Source organism: Streptomyces sp. NPDC058663 (assembly GCF_042716745.1).
Lineage (GTDB): Bacteria > Actinomycetota > Actinomycetes > Streptomycetales > Streptomycetaceae > Streptomyces.
Genome location: NZ_JBHXRV010000002.1, coordinates 33,081 through 49,763 on the forward strand (window position 1 = coordinate 33,081; position 16,683 = coordinate 49,763).

The following is a 16,683-nucleotide window of genomic DNA, read 5'->3' on the forward strand; positions in this document are numbered from 1 at the left end:
GACCGGGCCTCACGGCGCCGGACCGGGCCTCACGGCGCCGGACCGGGCCTCACGGCGCCGGACCGGGCCTCACGGCGCCGGACCGGGCCTCACGGCGCCGGACCGGGCCTCACGGTGCCGGACCGGGCCCTCACGGTGCCGGGCCGGGCCCTTTCCCCGCGGCAACACCCTCGCCCGCTTCGGCGCCGGCCCTCGCGTCACCCGCGGCGCCGCCATCGACGCACGGCGGCACCGCCCCCCGCACGCACCGCGGCAGCACCTCGCGTCACCTCCTGTCGGGCGTGGCCTCGGTCGGGGCGCCGCCGGTGGGCAGCCGCTCCCCCGGACAGCCGCTCAGCACCTTCTTCATGGCCTCCTTCTCGGCGGCCGTCACCCACACCCCGTACTTCGTCTTCACCGCCACCTGCCCGGCGACGTACACACACCGGTAGGCCTTGTTCGCCGGCAGCCAGGTGGCGGTGTCCCCGTCGCCCTTGCGCCGGTTCGCCGAGGCCTCGGCGGCCAGCAGGTTCAGCGGGTCGTTGGCGAAGGCGAGGCGCTTGGCGGGCTTCCACTGCTGGGCGCCCTTCTGCCAGGCGTCGGACAGCGCCACCAAATGGTCGATGTCGACCTTGCTGCGCCCGCGCACGAACTCGATCCGGCCACCGGTGTACGGGTCCTTCTCCAGCACCCCGGAGGAGACCCTGCACCTGCCGTCGCTGAACTTCACACCGCGCAGGTCACGTTTGAGTATGTCGTCGCGGGTCCCGCATCCGTTGGCGTCGGTGTCCGCCCAGGCCTGGCCGAACTCCGTGCGCGCGTAACCGGTTCTGGGCGCCCGGCCCTTGACGGTCAGCGCGTCCACGGCGGCCAGCGCGGACCCGCCCTTCGCGACCGCCCCGCCCTGCCCGCCGGACACACCGCCACCCTGCGGCCCGTCCGCACCGCAGCCGGCGGTTCCCAGCACCAGCACCGCCCCAAGTCCCGCCGCCGACACCGTCTTCCAGGTCTGCCTGACCGTAGGAGATATCAAGGAACGCCGCCCCACCGAGAGTTGAGAACCGGAAACACACCACCCTAGGAACGCCTGCCCAGAACGAACCGCTCGACCCGCGACATTCCACCGAAATGTGGCCCGGTCCACATGACCCCGGCCCCCGCCGCGCGCCGGGGCCCTCCACGGATGACGCCCCGGGCCTCCCCCGGGCCACGGACTACGCCGGGCCACACCCCTCGCCGGGCCACACCCCCGCCCCGGCGCTGCCCCGCCCCCGATCCCCTCCCCTACGCCTCCCGCTCCGGCGCGCGCATCTCGCCGGCCCGGCGTAGCGTCTGGGATGTTCCGTTCTGCTACGGGAGGAGCCCGCCCATGGGGACTTTCACCACGTTTGCCCACCGGGCCCCGCGGAAGGGCGAGGAGTCCCTCGGCGCGGGCCATGCACAGGGCGAAGCGGCGGAGCCGGCGCACTGACCGGCACACCGGCCCCGCCCTGCCACGGAACCACGAGCCCCGCCCGCGAAGCCGCTCAACTCGGCATCGCGGGCGGTGTGTTGGGGCGGCGAACGACTGTCGTCGGCCCACGGCCGATCTCAGCTGAGGATCGTCGTCAGGAACTCGCCCGTCCACGACAGCAGCTCCCGCCCCACCACCGGCTTCCCACCAATCTTGCCCGTGGAAGGGCGCGGCACCAGGATCTGGTGCGCGGTCGGCTTGATGACCGTCCGCGGGTGGAGCCGCTTGAGCCTCAGCTCCTGCGACTCCCGCAGCTCCACCGGGGCGAACCGGATGTTCGGCCCCTGGAGGACGATCTCGCCGACCCCGCACGCCCGCGCCAGCATCCGCAGCCCGGCGACCAGCAGCAGGTTCTCCACCGGCTCCGGCAACTTTCCGTACCGGTCGGTGAGTTCCTCCCGTACGGCGGTGATGTCGGCCTCCGTGTTCGCCGAGGCGATCGCCCGGTAGGCCTGCAGACGCAGCCGCTCGCCCGGCGCGTAGTCATGCGGAACGTGCGCGTCCACCGGAAGCTCGATCTTCACCTCCAGCGGCGCCTCCTCCTGCTCGCCGCCCTCGACGGCCGTCCGGTAGTCGGCCACCGCCTCACCGACCATCCGGATGTAGAGGTCGAAGCCGACGCCCGCGATGTGCCCGGACTGCTCGCCGCCGAGCAGATTTCCGGCGCCCCGGATCTCCAGGTCCTTCATCGCCACGTACATGCCGGCACCCATCTCGGTGTGCTGGGCGATCGTCGCGAGCCGCTCGTGCGCGGTCTCCGTCAGCGGCTTCTCCGGCGGGTACAGGAAGTAGGAGTAGCCGCGCTCGCGGCCACGGCCGACCCGGCCGCGCAGCTGGTGCAGCTGCGACAGGCCGAAGTTGTCGCCGCGCTCCACGATCAGCGTGTTGGCGTTGGAGATGTCGATGCCGGACTCGACGATCGTCGTCGACACCAGCACGTCGAACTTCTTCTCCCAGAAGTCGACGACGACCTGCTCCAGGGCCGTCTCCGACATCTGCCCGTGCGCGGTCGCGATGCGCGCCTCGGGCACGATCTCGCGCAGCTTGGCCGCCGCCCGGTCGATCGACTCGACCCGGTTGTGGATGTAGAAGACCTGGCCCTCGCGGAGCAGCTCCCGGCGGATGGCCGCGCCGATCTGCCTCTCCTCGTACGGGCCGACGAAGGTGAGCACCGGGTGGCGCTCCTCCGGCGGGGTGGTGATGGTCGACATCTCGCGGATGCCGGTGACGGCCATCTCAAGGGTGCGCGGGATCGGCGTCGCGGACATGGTGAGCACGTCCACGTTGGCGCGCAGCTTCTTCAGCTGCTCCTTGTGCTCGACACCGAAGCGCTGCTCCTCGTCCACGATGACCAGGCCCAGGTCCTTGAACTTCGTGTCCTGCGAGAACAGCCGGTGCGTACCGATGACGAGGTCGACGGAGCCGTCCTTCAGCCCCTCCAGGGTGGCCTTGGACTCGGTGTCGCTCTGGAAACGCGACAGCGCCCGTACGTTGACGGGGAACTGCGCGTACCGCTCGGTGAAGGTCCCGAAGTGCTGCTGCACGAGCAGGGTCGTGGGGACCAGGACGGCGACCTGCTTGCCGTCCTGGACCGCCTTGAAAGCCGCCCGCACCGCGATCTCGGTCTTGCCGTAACCGACGTCTCCGCAGATCAGCCGGTCCATCGGAACGGACTTCTCCATGTCCTCCTTCACCTCGGCGATGGTGGACAGCTGGTCGGGCGTCTCCGTGTACGGGAAGGCGTCCTCCAGCTCGCGCTGCCAGGGGGTGTCGGGGCCGAAGGTGTGGCCGGGGGCCGCCATGCGCGCGCTGTACAGCTTGATCAGGTCGGCGGCGATCTCCTTGACGGCCTTCTTGGCGCGCGCCTTCGTCTTGGTCCAGTCGGCGCCGCCGAGCCGGTGCAGGGTCGGGGCCTCGCCGCCCACGTACTTGGTGACCTGTTCCAGCTGGTCGGTGGGGATGTAGAGGCGGTCGCCCGGCTGGCCACGCTTGGCGGGCGCGTACTCGACCAGGAGGTATTCGCGGGTGGCGCCCTGGACGGTGCGCTGCACCATCTCGATGTAGCGGCCCACGCCGTGCTGCTCGTGCACGATGAAGTCGCCGGCCTGGAGGGTGAGCGGGTCGATGGACTTGCGGCGGCGGGCCGGCATCCGGCCGAGTTCCTTGGCGGCGGTGCGCTGGCCGGTCAGGTCGGTCTCGGTGAGGACGGCGAGCTGGAGGGCCTGGTCGACGAAGCCGTGGTCGAGGACGCCGCAGGCGACGTGCACGACGTTCGGCGAGAGGGTGGCCAGGTCGGCGTCGAGGCGGGCCGCGATGCCTTCCCCGGAGAGGACCTCGACGGTGCGGGCGGCGGGCCCGTGGCCCTCGGTGACGAACACGGTCCGCCAGCCGTCGGCCAGCCAGCCCTTGGTGTCGGCGAGCGCCTTCGCGGTGTCGCCCCGGTACATCTCGGGGGCGTGCATGCCCAGCTTGAGGGTGTCCTCCTCCAGGTCGGCGTCGTCGGCGGCGAACGGGGAGACGGACCACCACATCATGCCGAGCTCGCGTGCCCGGTCGCGGACGTCCGCGATGCCCCACAGCGAGGCCGCGCCGACGTCGATCGGGGCGACGCCGCCGCCCGCGGTGGCCGCCCAGGACGCCTGCAGGAACTCACTGCTGGTCGCCACCAGGTCGGCGGCCCTGGTCCGTACCCGCTCCGGGTCGCAGACGACCGCCATCGAGCCCTCGGGCAGGACGTCGAGCAGCAGCTCCATGTCGTCGACGAGGACCGGGGCGAGGGACTCCATGCCCTCCACGGCGATCCCCTCGGCGATCTTGTGGAGGAGTTCGCCCAGCTCGGGGTGGGCCTCGGCGAGGGCGGCGGCCTTCTCGCGGACCTGGTCGGTGAGCAGCAGCTCCCGGCACGGAGGCGCCCAGACACCGTGCTCGGCGACCTCCAGGGAACGCTGGTCGGCAACCTTGAAGTAGCGGATCTCCTCGACGTCGTCGCCCCAGAACTCCACCCGCAGCGGGTGTTCCTCGGTGGGCGGGAACACGTCGAGGATGCCGCCGCGGACCGCGAACTCGCCGCGCTTCTCCACCAGCTCGACCCGGGAGTACGCGGCCGCCGCGAGCGCGTCGGTGAGCTTGCCGAGGTCGGCGCTCTGCCCGGACCTGATGGACACGGGCACCAGGTCGCCCAGGCCCTTGACCTGCGGCTGGAGCACGGACCTCACGGGTGCGACGACCACACTGACCGGCCCGGCGGCCGGGTCGTCGTCGCGGGGGTGGGCGAGCCTGCGCAGGACGGCGAGCCGCCGGCCGACGGTGTCCGAGCGGGGCGAGAGCCGCTCGTGCGGCAGCGTCTCCCAGGCGGGGAACTCCGCCACCGAGTCCTCGGGCAGCAGGGTGCGCAGCGTCGCCGCCAGCTCCTCGGCCTCCCGGCCGGTGGCGGTGACGGCCAGCACCGGACGCCCGGCGTCCCTGGCGAGGGCGGCCAGGGCGAAGGGGCGGGCGGCCGCGGGCCCGACCAGGTCGACGTGCATACGGTTGCCGTCGACCGCGGCCTTCACCGCTTCGGCGAGCGCCGCGTCTCTTACCACTGCATCCAGCAGGCCGTGCAGGCTCATGAAAGGCTTCCGTCCGAACGCGTAAGAACTCTGGTGTGGCCGCGCCGGTGGCACCGGGCGGGGCCGGGGCGGGCAACGCGAGCCGCCCGACACGTGTGACGGGCCGGGGGTCTCCCAGCCTACGACGCCCCACCGACAGCCGCTGGCGGAAGCGGCACGGTGGGGCGGGGCGGGTCGCGCGCCGGGGTGCTACTCCGTGGCGATGGCGTCCAGAACGTTCATCCGGCCTGCCCGGAACGCCGGGACCAGCGCGGCCAGCAGCCCGACCAGGGCGGACGCCGCGAACACGGTCAGGATGGTCGGCCAGGGGATCTCCAGCACCGCTATCCCTTCCAGGGCGAGGAGCTTCTGGGCGGAGGTGCCCCAGGCGAGCCCGAGCCCCAGTCCCAGCAGGGCACCGAACAGGGCGATGACCACCGATTCGAGGCGGATCATGCGCCGCAGCTGGCGGCGGGAGAGCCCGATGGCGCGCATCAGGCCGATCTCCCGGGTCCGCTCGACGACCGAGAGGGCGAGGGTGTTCACGACGCCGAGGACGGCGACGACGATGGCCAGGGCGAGCAGCCCGTAGACGATGTTGAGCAGCTGGTCGATCTGCGCCCTGAGGTCCTCCTTGAAGTCGGTGGCGTTGAGCACCCGGTACTGCGGGTACGGGGCGAGGGCCGCCTTCAGTGAGGCGTACGCCCGGTCCGTCTGCCCGTCGGCCGCCTCCGCGAAGAGCGCCATGTCCTGCGGCATCCGCCCGGCAGGGGTGTGGGCCGCGACGGTGGTGATGTTGAGGTACATCGCCCCCTTGTCGACACTGGCGTCGTCGGAGGTGATCGCGGCGACCTTGAGCCGCACGCTCTTCCCGCCGGGGAAGGCCACCGTCACCGCGTCGCCGACCTTCACCTTGCGCTGCTTCGCGTAGTCCTCGCCGACGGATATCGCCCCCGGCGCGTACGCCGCGGCCAGTTCGCCGGAGACGGTCTCACGCCGCAGGTCCCGCATGTACGAGGGGTCGGTGGCCGACAGCGCCTTGCGCTCCGCCGTGCCGCCGGGCGGGGTGACCGTGGCGTCGACCAGCTTGTAGTGGGTGACGCGGGCGAGCCCCTCGGCCTTGGTGAGGGCCTGCTGGGCCTGCGGCAGGACGGGCTGCCCGTTGTTCGACCGTACGGTGAAGTCGGCGCCCACCGAACGGTCCAGCTCCTCATTGGCCGAAGCGACCATCGAGGAGGCACCGACCGACAGACAGGCCACCAGGGCAAGACCGATCATCAGCGCGGAACCGGTCGCCCCGGTGCGCCGCGGGTTGCGCAGCGCATTGCGCTCCGCCATACGCCCGACGGGCCCGAAGACCCGCAGCACCACGGCACTGATGCCCTTGACGACGAACGACACCAGCAGCGGTCCCACCACCACGAACCCGACCAGGGTGAACAGCACACCGGCCGCGAAGAAGACGGAGCCCTCGCTGGCCGTGTCGGACTGCGCGGCCAGGTAGAGCCCTGCCCCGCCCAGCAGGGACAGCGCCACGCCCAGTCCGGCCCGGATCCGCCCGGACCTGCTGTCCCCGGGGATACCGGAGTCCCGCAGGGCCGCCATCGGGGACACCCGGCCGGCCCGGCGGGCAGGGAGGTAGGCGGCGACGACGGTGACCACGACACCGAGCACCAGCCCGATGACGGGGGTGGTCCACTTGAGGGTCAGATCGGAGGTGGCCAGCTTCATGCCGATGGTGCCCATGAACTTCATCAGTCCGACGGCCAGCCCCACCCCCGCCGCGATGCCCAGGAGCGAGCCGCCCACCCCGAGCAGCAGCGCTTCCAGCAGTACCGACCGGTTGACCTGCCGGCGGCTGGAGCCGAGCGCCCGCATCAGCCCGATCTCCCGGGTGCGCTGGGCGACCAGCATCGAGAAGGTGTTGATGATGAGGAAGATCCCCACCAGGAGAGCGACCCCGGCGAAGCCGAGCATCGCGTACTTCATCACGTCGAGGAACGCGCCGAGGTCGCTCTTGTTCTCCTCGGCGGCCTCCGCCTTGGTCAGGATCTTGTACGCCCCGGTGGCCGGGCCCGTGGTGCTCCCCGCGCCCAGTGCCGTGCCGACCTGCGCCTTCAGCTGCGCGTCGGAGACGCCGGGTGCGGCGTCGACGTTGATCCCGGTGTAGCGGCCGGGGCCGCCGAGCAGTTTGTGCTGCGCGGTGCGTTCGTCGAAGAAGACGACCGTGGCACCGGGGTTGGTGGCCCGGAAGGAGGCGATGCCGCTGATGCGGGCGGTGAAGTCGCCGGTGACCGCGATGGTGCGCAGCTCGTCGCCCAGTTTCAGGCCCCGGTTCTCCGCGGTGTCGGCGTCGACCATGACCTCGGTGGGCCCGCGCGGGGCGTGCCCGGAGGTGATGTCCATGGAGCGGGCGTCACCGGCCGACCAGCTGCCGGCGATGGTCGGGGCTCCGGTGTCGGATCCCATGTTCTTGTTGGCGCTGTTGACGACGGTCACCGACATGCTGCTGACCGTGCCCTCGGCGCCCTTCACCCCCTCGGCTCCGGCGACCGTACGCACGGCGGAGGCGGGCAGGGTGAGCGGACGGCCCGCGTTCCGTGCGGAGTTGTCGCCCTTGTCCGCCCGCGGCGCGACGGACACATCGGCGGCCGTGGTGGTGAACAGCTTGTCGAAGGTGGTGTTCATCGTGTCGGTGAACACCAGCGTGCCGCAGACGAAGCCGACCGAGAGGAGGACGGCGACCGCGGAGAGCGCCATGCGTCCCTTGTGCGCGAAGAAGTTGCGCATCGAGGTCTTCCAGACGGTCATGCCTTCCGCCCCCGCTCGTGCGCCGCGGGCAGGCCACGGCCCGCTTCGGACAGGCCGAGCATCCGGTCCAGGACCAGTTCGGCGGTCGGGTCGCGCATCTCGTCGACGATCCGCCCGTCCGCGAGGTACAGCACCCGGTCCGCGTAGGCGGCGGCGACCGGGTCGTGGGTGACCATCACGATCGTCTGCCCCAGCTCGTCCACCGAGCGGCGCAGGAAGGACAGCACCTCGGCGCCCGCCCGGGAGTCGAGGTTCCCGGTCGGCTCGTCACCGAAGATGATCTCCGGGCGGGCCGCCAGCGCCCGCGCCACCGCCACCCGCTGCTGCTGACCGCCGGACAGCTCGGCCGGCCGGTGCTTCAGCCGGTCGGCGAGGCCGACGGTCTCCACCACCTGCCGCAGCCAGTCGGCGTCGGGGCGGCGCCCCGCTATGTCCATCGGCAGCGTGATGTTCTCGATCGCGTTGAGCGTCGGCAGCAGGTTGAACGCCTGGAAGATGAAACCGACGCGGTCCCTGCGCAGCTGGGTGAGCTGCTTGTCCTTGAGCCCGGTGAGCTCGGTGTCCGCGAGGAAGATCTCCCCGGAGGTCACCGTGTCCAGCCCGGCCAGGCAGTGCATCAGCGTCGACTTGCCCGACCCCGAGGGGCCCATGATCGCGGTGTACTCCCCACGCGCCATGTCGACGTCGACGTGGTCGAGCGCGACGACGCGGGTCTCCCCGGCCCCGTACGCCTTGACCACCTGCCGTGCCCGGGCGGCAACGGCCGTACGCCCGCCCGTGCCCCCGTACGGGGTTACGCCCATTGCCGTTGTCATACCAAGTCCCCTTTTCCGGTCCCGAATTGCCCGTATGACAACGCTAGGGAAAAACCCTCCCCGACACCTCGGCCTGGGGTACGAAGCCGCTCTCCACCCCAGTGGGGGAAACCCTTAGGGCGCCCTCAACCCGTGGGTGGAGCACACCCCCAGGACCCGTCCACCCGCTCTGCACCCTCCCCCGCCCGACCTGCGAATGAGACGCTGTGCCGAACAAGTACGTGCAGAGGGAAGGGACTTCGGTGGACGGCAGCGACGGCGAACACACGGAACCCCGGGGAGACATACCCCCGACACCTCACACACCTCCGACACCTCGGACACCCCCGACACCCGCCACCCCTCCGGCCCCCACCGCCTCCTCCGTACCTCCTGCAACAGGCCGGAGCCGCGGCCCCGTCGTCGCGGCCCTCATGCTCGGCATGGCACTCGTCGCGCTCGACGGCACGATCGTGGCCACCGCCGTGCCCCAGATCGTCGGCGACCTCGGCGGGTTCACCGTCTTCTCCTGGCTCTTCGCCGGCTACCTGCTCGCCGTCACCGTCACCCTCCCCGTGTACGGCAAACTGTCCGACACCTTCGGCCGCAAGCCGGTCCTGATCACCGGCATCGCCCTCTTCCTGCTCGGCTCGGCGCTCTGCGCCCTCGCCTGGAACATGCCCGCCCTGATCGCCTTCCGCATCGTGCAGGGCCTGGGCGGCGGCGCCATCCAGGGCACCGTCCAGACGATCGCCGCCGACCTCTACCCACTGAAGGAGCGCCCCAGGATCCAGGCCAGGCTCTCCACCGTCTGGGCCGTCTGTGCCGTCGCGGGCCCCGCGCTGGGCGGACTGCTGGCCGGATACGCCGACTGGCGGTGGATCTTCCTGATCAACCTGCCCCTCGGGGCGCTCGCGATGTGGCTGATCGCGGCGTACCTGCGCGAACCGGGGCGGGAACAGCACCGGAAGGACAGCCGGGAACGGACCGCGCCTCCCGTGCGTTCACGTATCGACTGGCCCGGCGCACTCGCCGTATTCGCCTGCGGTGGGCTGCTGTTGACGGCGCTGGTGCAGGGCGGAGTCGTCTGGCCGTGGCTCTCCGCCCCGTCGCTGGCACTGTTCTCGGCGAGCGCCGCGCTGGTCGTGATCGTCGTGGTGGTCGAACGGCGCGCGGCCGAACCCATCATCCCCGGGTGGGTGTGGCGGCGCCGCACGATCGCCGCGGTGAACGTCGCCCTGGGCGCGCTCGGCCTGCTGATGGTCGCCCCGACCGTCTTCCTGCCGACGTACGCCCAGTCCGTGCTCGGACTCGATCCGACAGCGGCCGGATTCGTGCTGTCGATCATGACGCTGAGCTGGCCGTTGTCCGCGGCACTGAGCCAGCACGCGTACCGAAGGATCGGGTTCCGCCAGACCGCGGTCATCGGGATCTCGCTCGCCACCCTGACCCTGCTGGCCTTCCCGCTGCTCCCCTTCCCCGGCGAGGCCTGGCAACCCGCCCTGATCATGCTCGCGCTCGGGGCCGCGCTCGGTCTCTTCCAACTGCCGCTGATCGTGGGGGTGCAGTCGACGGTCGGCTGGTCGGAGCGGGGCACCGCGACGGCCTCGATCCTCTTCTACCGGCAGCTGGGGCAGAGCGTGGGGGCGGCGTTGTTCGGTGCGGTGGCGAACGCGACACTGGCCGGGCGCCTCGCGGAGGCACCGGAGGCCATCCGGGGCGGACTGCCGCACGACCTCGACTCGGCCTCGCACGCGCTCGCCGATCCGGACTCGGCGCTCACCGCCACCGCCGCGGACTACCTGCGCCGGGCCGTCGACACCGCCGTCGACCACGTCTACGTGGGGGCGGCGGCGGCCGGAGCGCTGGCCCTGCTGGCCCTGCTGGTCCTGGCACCCCGCCGCTTCCCGGTCCTGCCGGACCCCGAAACCGACCCACCCACTTCTACGGGGCCGACAGCCGACGACCCCTCCCTGCTGAAGCGACGCAGCCCCTGACCCCCGGACCACCACGCGCCGCGCCCCGCGGCCGCACGCCCACGGCCCATGCCTCACCCCACCACGCCGCACGCCGCGCCCACACACCCGGACCCACCGCGCCTCCTGCCACGCGCACCCGGGCCCACCGCGCCTCCTGCCACGCACCCCCTGCGCCCCCGCACAGAGAAGCACGACCCGGCCGACCCCGGACCTGCTCCTCCCCGTTCTCGCGCTCCCCGCCTCGCCTCGGCGACTCCCGCCGCCCAGAAGCCCGCACGACGGCCCGCCGCACTCATCCCTCGGCTGCGGCCCGCCCCGTCAGGGCCGACAAGCTGCTGCGGACATGCGTCATGTGCGCCTGGATCTCCTCGCGGGCCTCCATGTGCTCCCGCAGCACCCGGTCCGTCTCCCGCTCGATCCGCTCCTCCTTCACCCGGGCCTCCGCGACCACCTCGGCACCCTGCGCCTCCGCGTCCTCCTGACGGTGGCGGGCCGCCTCCCCCGCCTCGGCCAGGCCCTTCTTCGCGGCCCCCAGCGCCTCCTCGGCCCGCGCCGTCAGCGCCGCGAACCGTTCGTCCGAGGCCGCCTCACGCTCCGCGATCTCCCGTTCCGCCGCCTCCCACCGCTCCGCCTGCTGCTTCTGAAGGGCGGCCAGGACGGCGTCGGTACGGTGGCGCGTCTCCTTCAGCGCGGCCGCCGCCTCTGCCCGCCACGCCTTGGCGTCCCCGCGCGACGCGGCCCGCGACTCGTCCGCCGTCGCCCGGGCCGCCGCCAGCACCCGGCTCGCCGCCTCCTCCGCCTCCTCACGCAGCGCGTCGGACGCCGCCCGCGCCCCGTCCCGCGCCTCGCGCGCGGCGGCCCCGGCCGCGTCGCGTACCGACGACGCCTCCTGCCCGGCCGACTCCCGCAGCTCCCGCGCCTCTTCCTCGGCGAGCGCCAGGATCGAGCGCGCCCGCTCGCCCAGCGACTCGTACGTCTGCGGCGCAAGCTGCGCCACCTGTTCCCGCAGCGCGTCCGCCTGCACGTCCATCTGCTTGGCGAGAACGGTCAGCCTGGCCGCCCTCTCCCACGCGTCGTCACGGTCCCGGGACAGTCCGGCGATCCGGCGGTCCACCTGTTCGGGGCGGTAGGCGCGGCCCCGCACCGTGGTGAAGCCGTGGGGTGACGTCGATGCGTTCATCCTGTTTTCCCCTTACTCCGGTCTCCGTAAGAACTCCGGCACATCCTGAGCTATCGGACTCCAGTGTCCATAACGCGACACTCCACCGGATACCCGGCCCCGCCGCGGTACGCAGAAGGCCGGGACACCTACCCCGTACGGGGATCGTGTGCCCCGGCCTCCCGCCGGAACCTCATCGGCCCACTACAGCCCTACAGCAGTCCGTCCCACATCTGCTCCAGCAGGACCGACCACCAGCTCTCCGGCGACGCGAGCGCCGCCGGGTCGAGCGCGGCCAGCTGTGCCTGGAAGTCGACCGTCCAGCGGCCCGCCTGCTCCGGGTTCAACCCGAACCTCAGCCGCCACATCCGCCCCAGCAGAGCCAACGACCGCACGAACTCGGGCAGTCCACTGTTCACGAACTGCGGCGGCACCGGCTGCCCGCCGGGACCCGCCTCCACCGGCACGGCCACGATGTTCGCCGTCCCGTACTGCACACAGACCGCCCGCCCGAAGTCCGAACCCATGACCAGGTACGAACCCGCGTCCGAGGCCGGCTGCACCCCGCGCTGCTGCGCGAGCTCCGCCAGCGTCGGCACCGGCTGCCCCGGCACCGCCTGCGCCCAGAAGAACGGACCGAAGTCGACCGGCAGCCCGGCCCACATCAGCGTCACCGCCACCGCTTCGGGAACACCCTGGCGGGACACCGCACCCTGGTCGAAACGGAAGATCGCCTGCGGCCCGAACGCCGAGGCCAGCTCATGCGCGAGACCCTCCGGCGGAACCGGCGGAATCGGCATCAGCTGACTCGGGTGCGGCAGCGGCGCCCGCACCGGAGCCGGCCGCGCGGGCCCGTCCGCCACCTGGTGCAGCTCGCCCTGATGGGTCAGCAGATGCTGCATGCCCTGCTGACGCGAGGCGTGATCGGTGCCGTACGGGGCGACGCTGGTGATCCGCACCTGCGGCCAGGTCTCCCTGATCATGCGCGCGCAGTAACCACCCGGCAGCTCGCAGGACGCCAACTCCGTGTGCAGCTCAAGCACTTGCTGCGGCGGCACCTGCATCGCCCGCAACTCGTGCAGCATCTGCCACTCCGGGTGCGGGGTGCCGGGCGCCGAGCGGCGGATCAGCTGCTGCTCGGACCCGTCCTGCGCCCGGTAGCGCAGCACGGCCTGATAACCAGGCCCGACCGTCGGCAGCCCGGACGGCTGCTGGGGCGGGTAACCGTACGCGGGAGGCTGCTGATGCGGCTGGTGCGGCTGCGGCGGAGGCATGTTCGGCGGCGGCGCCTGCTGCACGTGCGGCGGCATGGCACCGGGAGCCCCGGGAGCACCAGGCATCCCGGGCCGGCCGGGCGGCTGGGGGGCGCCGGGCACACCCTGACCGCCGTGACTCGGCGGCGACAGCATCGTCGCGGCATGGTGCACACCCCCACCCGGAGGCAGCGTCGCACCAGGCACACCGGGCACACCAGGAGCACCAGGAGCACCAGGAGCGCCGGGAGCACGCGGAACGCCAGGCGCCCCGGGTGCCCCAGGCGGGCCGGGCGGCTGCGGAGCACCCGGCACACCCTGACCACCGTGACTCGGCGGCGACAGCATCGTCGCGGCGTGATGCACACCGCCACCAGGCGCGCCAGGTGCACCGGGAGCGCCAGGTGCACCGGGAGCCCCAGGGCGCCCAGGCGGGCCGGGCGGCTGGGGGGCACCCGGCACACCCTGACCACCGTGACTCGGCGGCGACAGCATCGTCGCGGCATGGTGCACACCCCCACCCGGAGGCAGCGTCGCACCAGGAGCACCAGGAGCACCGGGAGCGCCCGGAGCGCCCGGAGCACCCGGAGCACCCGGGGCGCCAGAGGCACCGGGAGCGCCCGGAGCACCCGGGCCGCCGGGGGCTCCCTCGTTCCCGAGATGCGGAACCAGTGCCGTCGGTACGTATCCCCCGACCGGCGCACCGGGGACACCCGGGGCACCCGGACCGGCCGACGGCGTACCCGTACCGTGCCGCGCACCCGGCGTGCCGGGAGCACCGGGCGGCGGCGGGGTCGTCGAGCCGCCGCCCCTGCGGGCGCCGGGCGGCAGGGTCGCCTTGCTGGTCGCCGCATCGGCGATGTCCTCGGCCCCGGCGGGCAGCCCGGACCTGCGCGGGCCACCCGGGCCACCAGGCGCGCCAGGGGCACCGGGAGCACCAGGGACACCCGGCGCACCGGAGCCACCAGCGGGCCGCTGCGCACCGGACGCCCCGGAGACACCAGCGGCACCAGAGGAACCGGCACCCGGCTGCGGCGGCGACTGCGGTGCCGACGGATCCGGCAGCGCGGGTGACACGGCCGTGCTCGGCAGCTGGCTGCCGCCCTGCAGCAGCGAGGTCTTGGCCTCCGGGCCGATTCCCGGCGGCGGAGTGTCGTCGTCGTCCGTCCCCACGAGCGGCGGCGCGAACATGGTGGCGGGCAGCGGAACGCCGCCCGCACCATCGGAGTTGGTGTCCGTGCCGGCCCACGGCGTGGCCCCGGCCGTAGGCGCCCCGGCCGTACCCGCGGACCACGGGCGCCCACCCGTACCGGCACCCGGAACCGCACCGGAACCGGCGTCCGACCCCGAGACGGGCACCCCGTCGGAAGCCGTCGGCTCGTACTCGGCCGACTCGTCCCCACCGGCGGCCGGCCAGGACGTACCCCCATCCGCGGACCGCACCCCGGGCCCGGAACCGGAACCGGAACCGGAAGGAGCACTGGAACCAGAAAGACCACCGGACCCGGAAGGCGCACCGGAACTGGACGGACCACCGGACCCGGAAGGACCACCGGACCCGAAAGGCGCACCGGCCCCGGAGCCCGCACCCGAACCCGCCCCCACACCCGCGGCACTGCCCGCCGCCCCCGCGGCGGACCCGTCCGTGCTCCCCGAGCGCCGGTCCGGAATTCCCATCCTGTCCGCCGCCTCCTGCAACCACTCCGGCGGCGTCAGCAGGAAGGACGTCTGCTGGAGATCGACCCGCTCCGGCACCGGAGCGGGCACGTCCGGCTCACCCGTGGAACTCCCGTACTCCTCCTCGTACCGGCGGATCACCTCGCCGACGGGCATTTCCGGCCACAACGTGGCCTCCCCGCTGTCGCGGGCGATGACCAGACGCTGCCGGCCGCCGTCGGAGACCGGACCGTTCTCCCGGTCCTCCGCCCACACCACGAAACCGAGGTCGAACTCCCGTACCCGCACCTCCCGGTGCTGGTACGCGGGCACGTCCCCGTTGACCCACTCGTCCGCACGTTCCTGCGCCTGCGCGAAAGTCACCATCGGACCATCACCCCTCGTCCGAGACCGCGACAGCGCGCGCGAAGCCGCCGTCCACCATCAGATCCGCCACTGTCTGCAGTTCCGGCGGGCTGCCCGCCAGCCGCTGCAAGAAGTCGTCGAAGTCCTCGCCACAGGGCAGCAGCAGCCGCTCCACCCGCTCCTGCACCGACCACCCGTCCTGGTCACGCGCATCGTCGTACGCGCAGAACCACACCGATCCGGGGTTCTCACCGCGCACCTTCACCGCGAGGATGCCGCCCTGCACGAAAGTGACGCCGAGATAGTCCTTGGTGAGGTGGTCACGCAGACACTTGTTGACGTAAACCAGGTCGTTGACCCCGGCCTCGTCACGCACCGTGAAGAACGGCTGGTCCACCAGCAGCCCCAGCTCCGGGTCGAGCGCCGCCCCGACCGGCGCGCACCCGCCCGCCGCCTTGAGGAACGAACGGTAGGCACCCGGCAGCCGATAGCCCAGGTCCTCCTCCACACCGAGCACCTGGCTCTCCGACACGGCCACGCTCCCCCTCGGCAGCCCGAAGTGGACGGGACGGGTCTCCTGGAGCGGACGCGTCCCGCGCTTGTCCTGGTCCACCGCCGTCGTCGCGAGCCCCGCGTGGTGACGCAGCAGCGCCTTCACCTCCACCGGTACGAGCTGCATGCGGCGGGTGTGGGGGACGTGGTGCCAGGTCCAGCCGTGCGGAGTGGCCACCGGATCGAGGGTCTCCCACAGCTCGTGGCCCTCGGCGTGCAGCGCGGCGTTGGCCGACACGTAGTCGGTCAGCCGCAGCTCGTCCACCCCGAACCCCTCGGGGGGCTCGGCGATCTCGGCGGCAGCGCGCGCGTACGGCGTGAAGACCGGAAAACCGTCCTCGTCCATCCGCACCCCGTGGGGGTGGCGGGCCGTCCGGACCGGGTCCGGGAACTTCACGAGCTGCCCGGCGTAGGCCGCGTTCGGTGGCGCGGCTTGCCCCCGGCCCTGCGGGACGGGAGGTGCCCCCTGCCCGAGCCGACCTGTCGTCATGGCGGATGCCCCCTGCTGCGTCTGGCTGATTCACCACAGCCTATGCGGTGGTGCAACAGGGGGTCCTGCCCCTCGGCGGCCCTCCCGACGCCCCTGCGGCACCCCCGTGACGGGCGGTCCACCGACGGTCCACGGGCGGTCACCCGCACCCGCCCCAGCACCCCACTCACACCCCATCCACACGCGCGGCGCACACCCTCCGCACCCTGTCCGCCGTCCCCCTCCCGAGGGGAACGCGCCCGAACCAGTGCCCCAGCTTCCGCACCACCGGGCACATTTGGCAGGCTGTCCCCGCAACTCGGGGGATTGCAGGGAGGGAACGCACCACCATGCACACTGCACAAGCAGGAAAAACGCCCGCATTGGCGACAATGCGGACAACGGGGACGGCGAACATCACAGGAACGGCGGGACCCACCGGAACAGGCCGAACGACAGCCACCACCACAGCCACGGAAGCACCGGGGAACACCACGGGCGCACCCACCGCCGCAACCGGAACTGGGGCCGGAACCGGAACCGGAATGACACCTCCGGTCCGAAC

General features: G+C 72.6%; 8 protein-coding genes. 1 reads left to right on the forward strand and 7 read right to left on the reverse strand.

Going from position 1 to position 16,683, the window contains the following annotated elements:
• Positions 1 to 265 precede the first annotated feature (265 nt).
• The 4 genes from ACFWVV_RS01435 to ACFWVV_RS01450 all read right to left on the reverse strand — a co-directional run bounded on the left by ACFWVV_RS01435 (position 266) and on the right by ACFWVV_RS01450 (position 8,705).
• Entirely contained in the window at positions 266 to 1,012 is a 747-nt protein-coding gene (locus ACFWVV_RS01435; RefSeq protein ID WP_384342817.1) for an HNH endonuclease family protein, read from the reverse strand.
• 557 nt (positions 1,013 to 1,569) lie between these two features.
• A complete protein-coding gene (gene mfd / locus ACFWVV_RS01440; RefSeq protein ID WP_384342815.1) occupies positions 1,570 to 5,100 on the reverse strand; it encodes a transcription-repair coupling factor in 3,531 nt (1,176 codons plus the stop codon).
• 189 nt (positions 5,101 to 5,289) lie between these two features.
• Complete coding sequence (locus tag ACFWVV_RS01445) at positions 5,290 to 7,890, reverse strand: ABC transporter permease (protein WP_384342813.1); 2,601 nt, start codon at positions 7,888 to 7,890, stop codon at positions 5,290 to 5,292.
• Positions 7,887 to 8,705: an ABC transporter ATP-binding protein gene (locus ACFWVV_RS01450; RefSeq protein WP_384342812.1), complete on the reverse strand. Its 819-nt coding sequence runs from the start codon at positions 8,703 to 8,705 to the stop codon at positions 7,887 to 7,889. Before ACFWVV_RS01450 ends, ACFWVV_RS01445 begins: the two co-directional genes overlap by 4 nt.
• A 284-nt stretch (positions 8,706 to 8,989) precedes the next feature.
• On the opposite strand from ACFWVV_RS01450, the gene ACFWVV_RS01455 reads away from it, so the two are divergent.
• Entirely contained in the window at positions 8,990 to 10,681 is a 1,692-nt protein-coding gene (locus ACFWVV_RS01455; RefSeq protein ID WP_384342898.1) for an MDR family MFS transporter, read from the forward strand.
• 274 nt (positions 10,682 to 10,955) lie between these two features.
• Here ACFWVV_RS01455 and ACFWVV_RS01460 read toward each other — a convergent pair whose 3' ends face one another.
• From ACFWVV_RS01460 to ACFWVV_RS01470, 3 genes are all read right to left on the reverse strand, one after another.
• Entirely contained in the window at positions 10,956 to 11,843 is an 888-nt protein-coding gene (locus tag ACFWVV_RS01460) for a cellulose-binding protein (RefSeq protein WP_384342810.1), read from the reverse strand.
• Positions 11,844 to 12,034: 191 nt separating this feature from the next.
• Entirely contained in the window at positions 12,035 to 15,118 is a 3,084-nt protein-coding gene (locus ACFWVV_RS01465; protein WP_384342809.1) for an SUKH-4 family immunity protein, read from the reverse strand.
• Positions 15,119 to 15,125: 7 nt separating this feature from the next.
• A complete protein-coding gene (locus ACFWVV_RS01470) occupies positions 15,126 to 16,139 on the reverse strand; it encodes an SMI1/KNR4 family protein (protein WP_384342808.1) in 1,014 nt (337 codons plus the stop codon).
• Between the last annotated feature and the right edge of the window lie 544 nt (positions 16,140 to 16,683).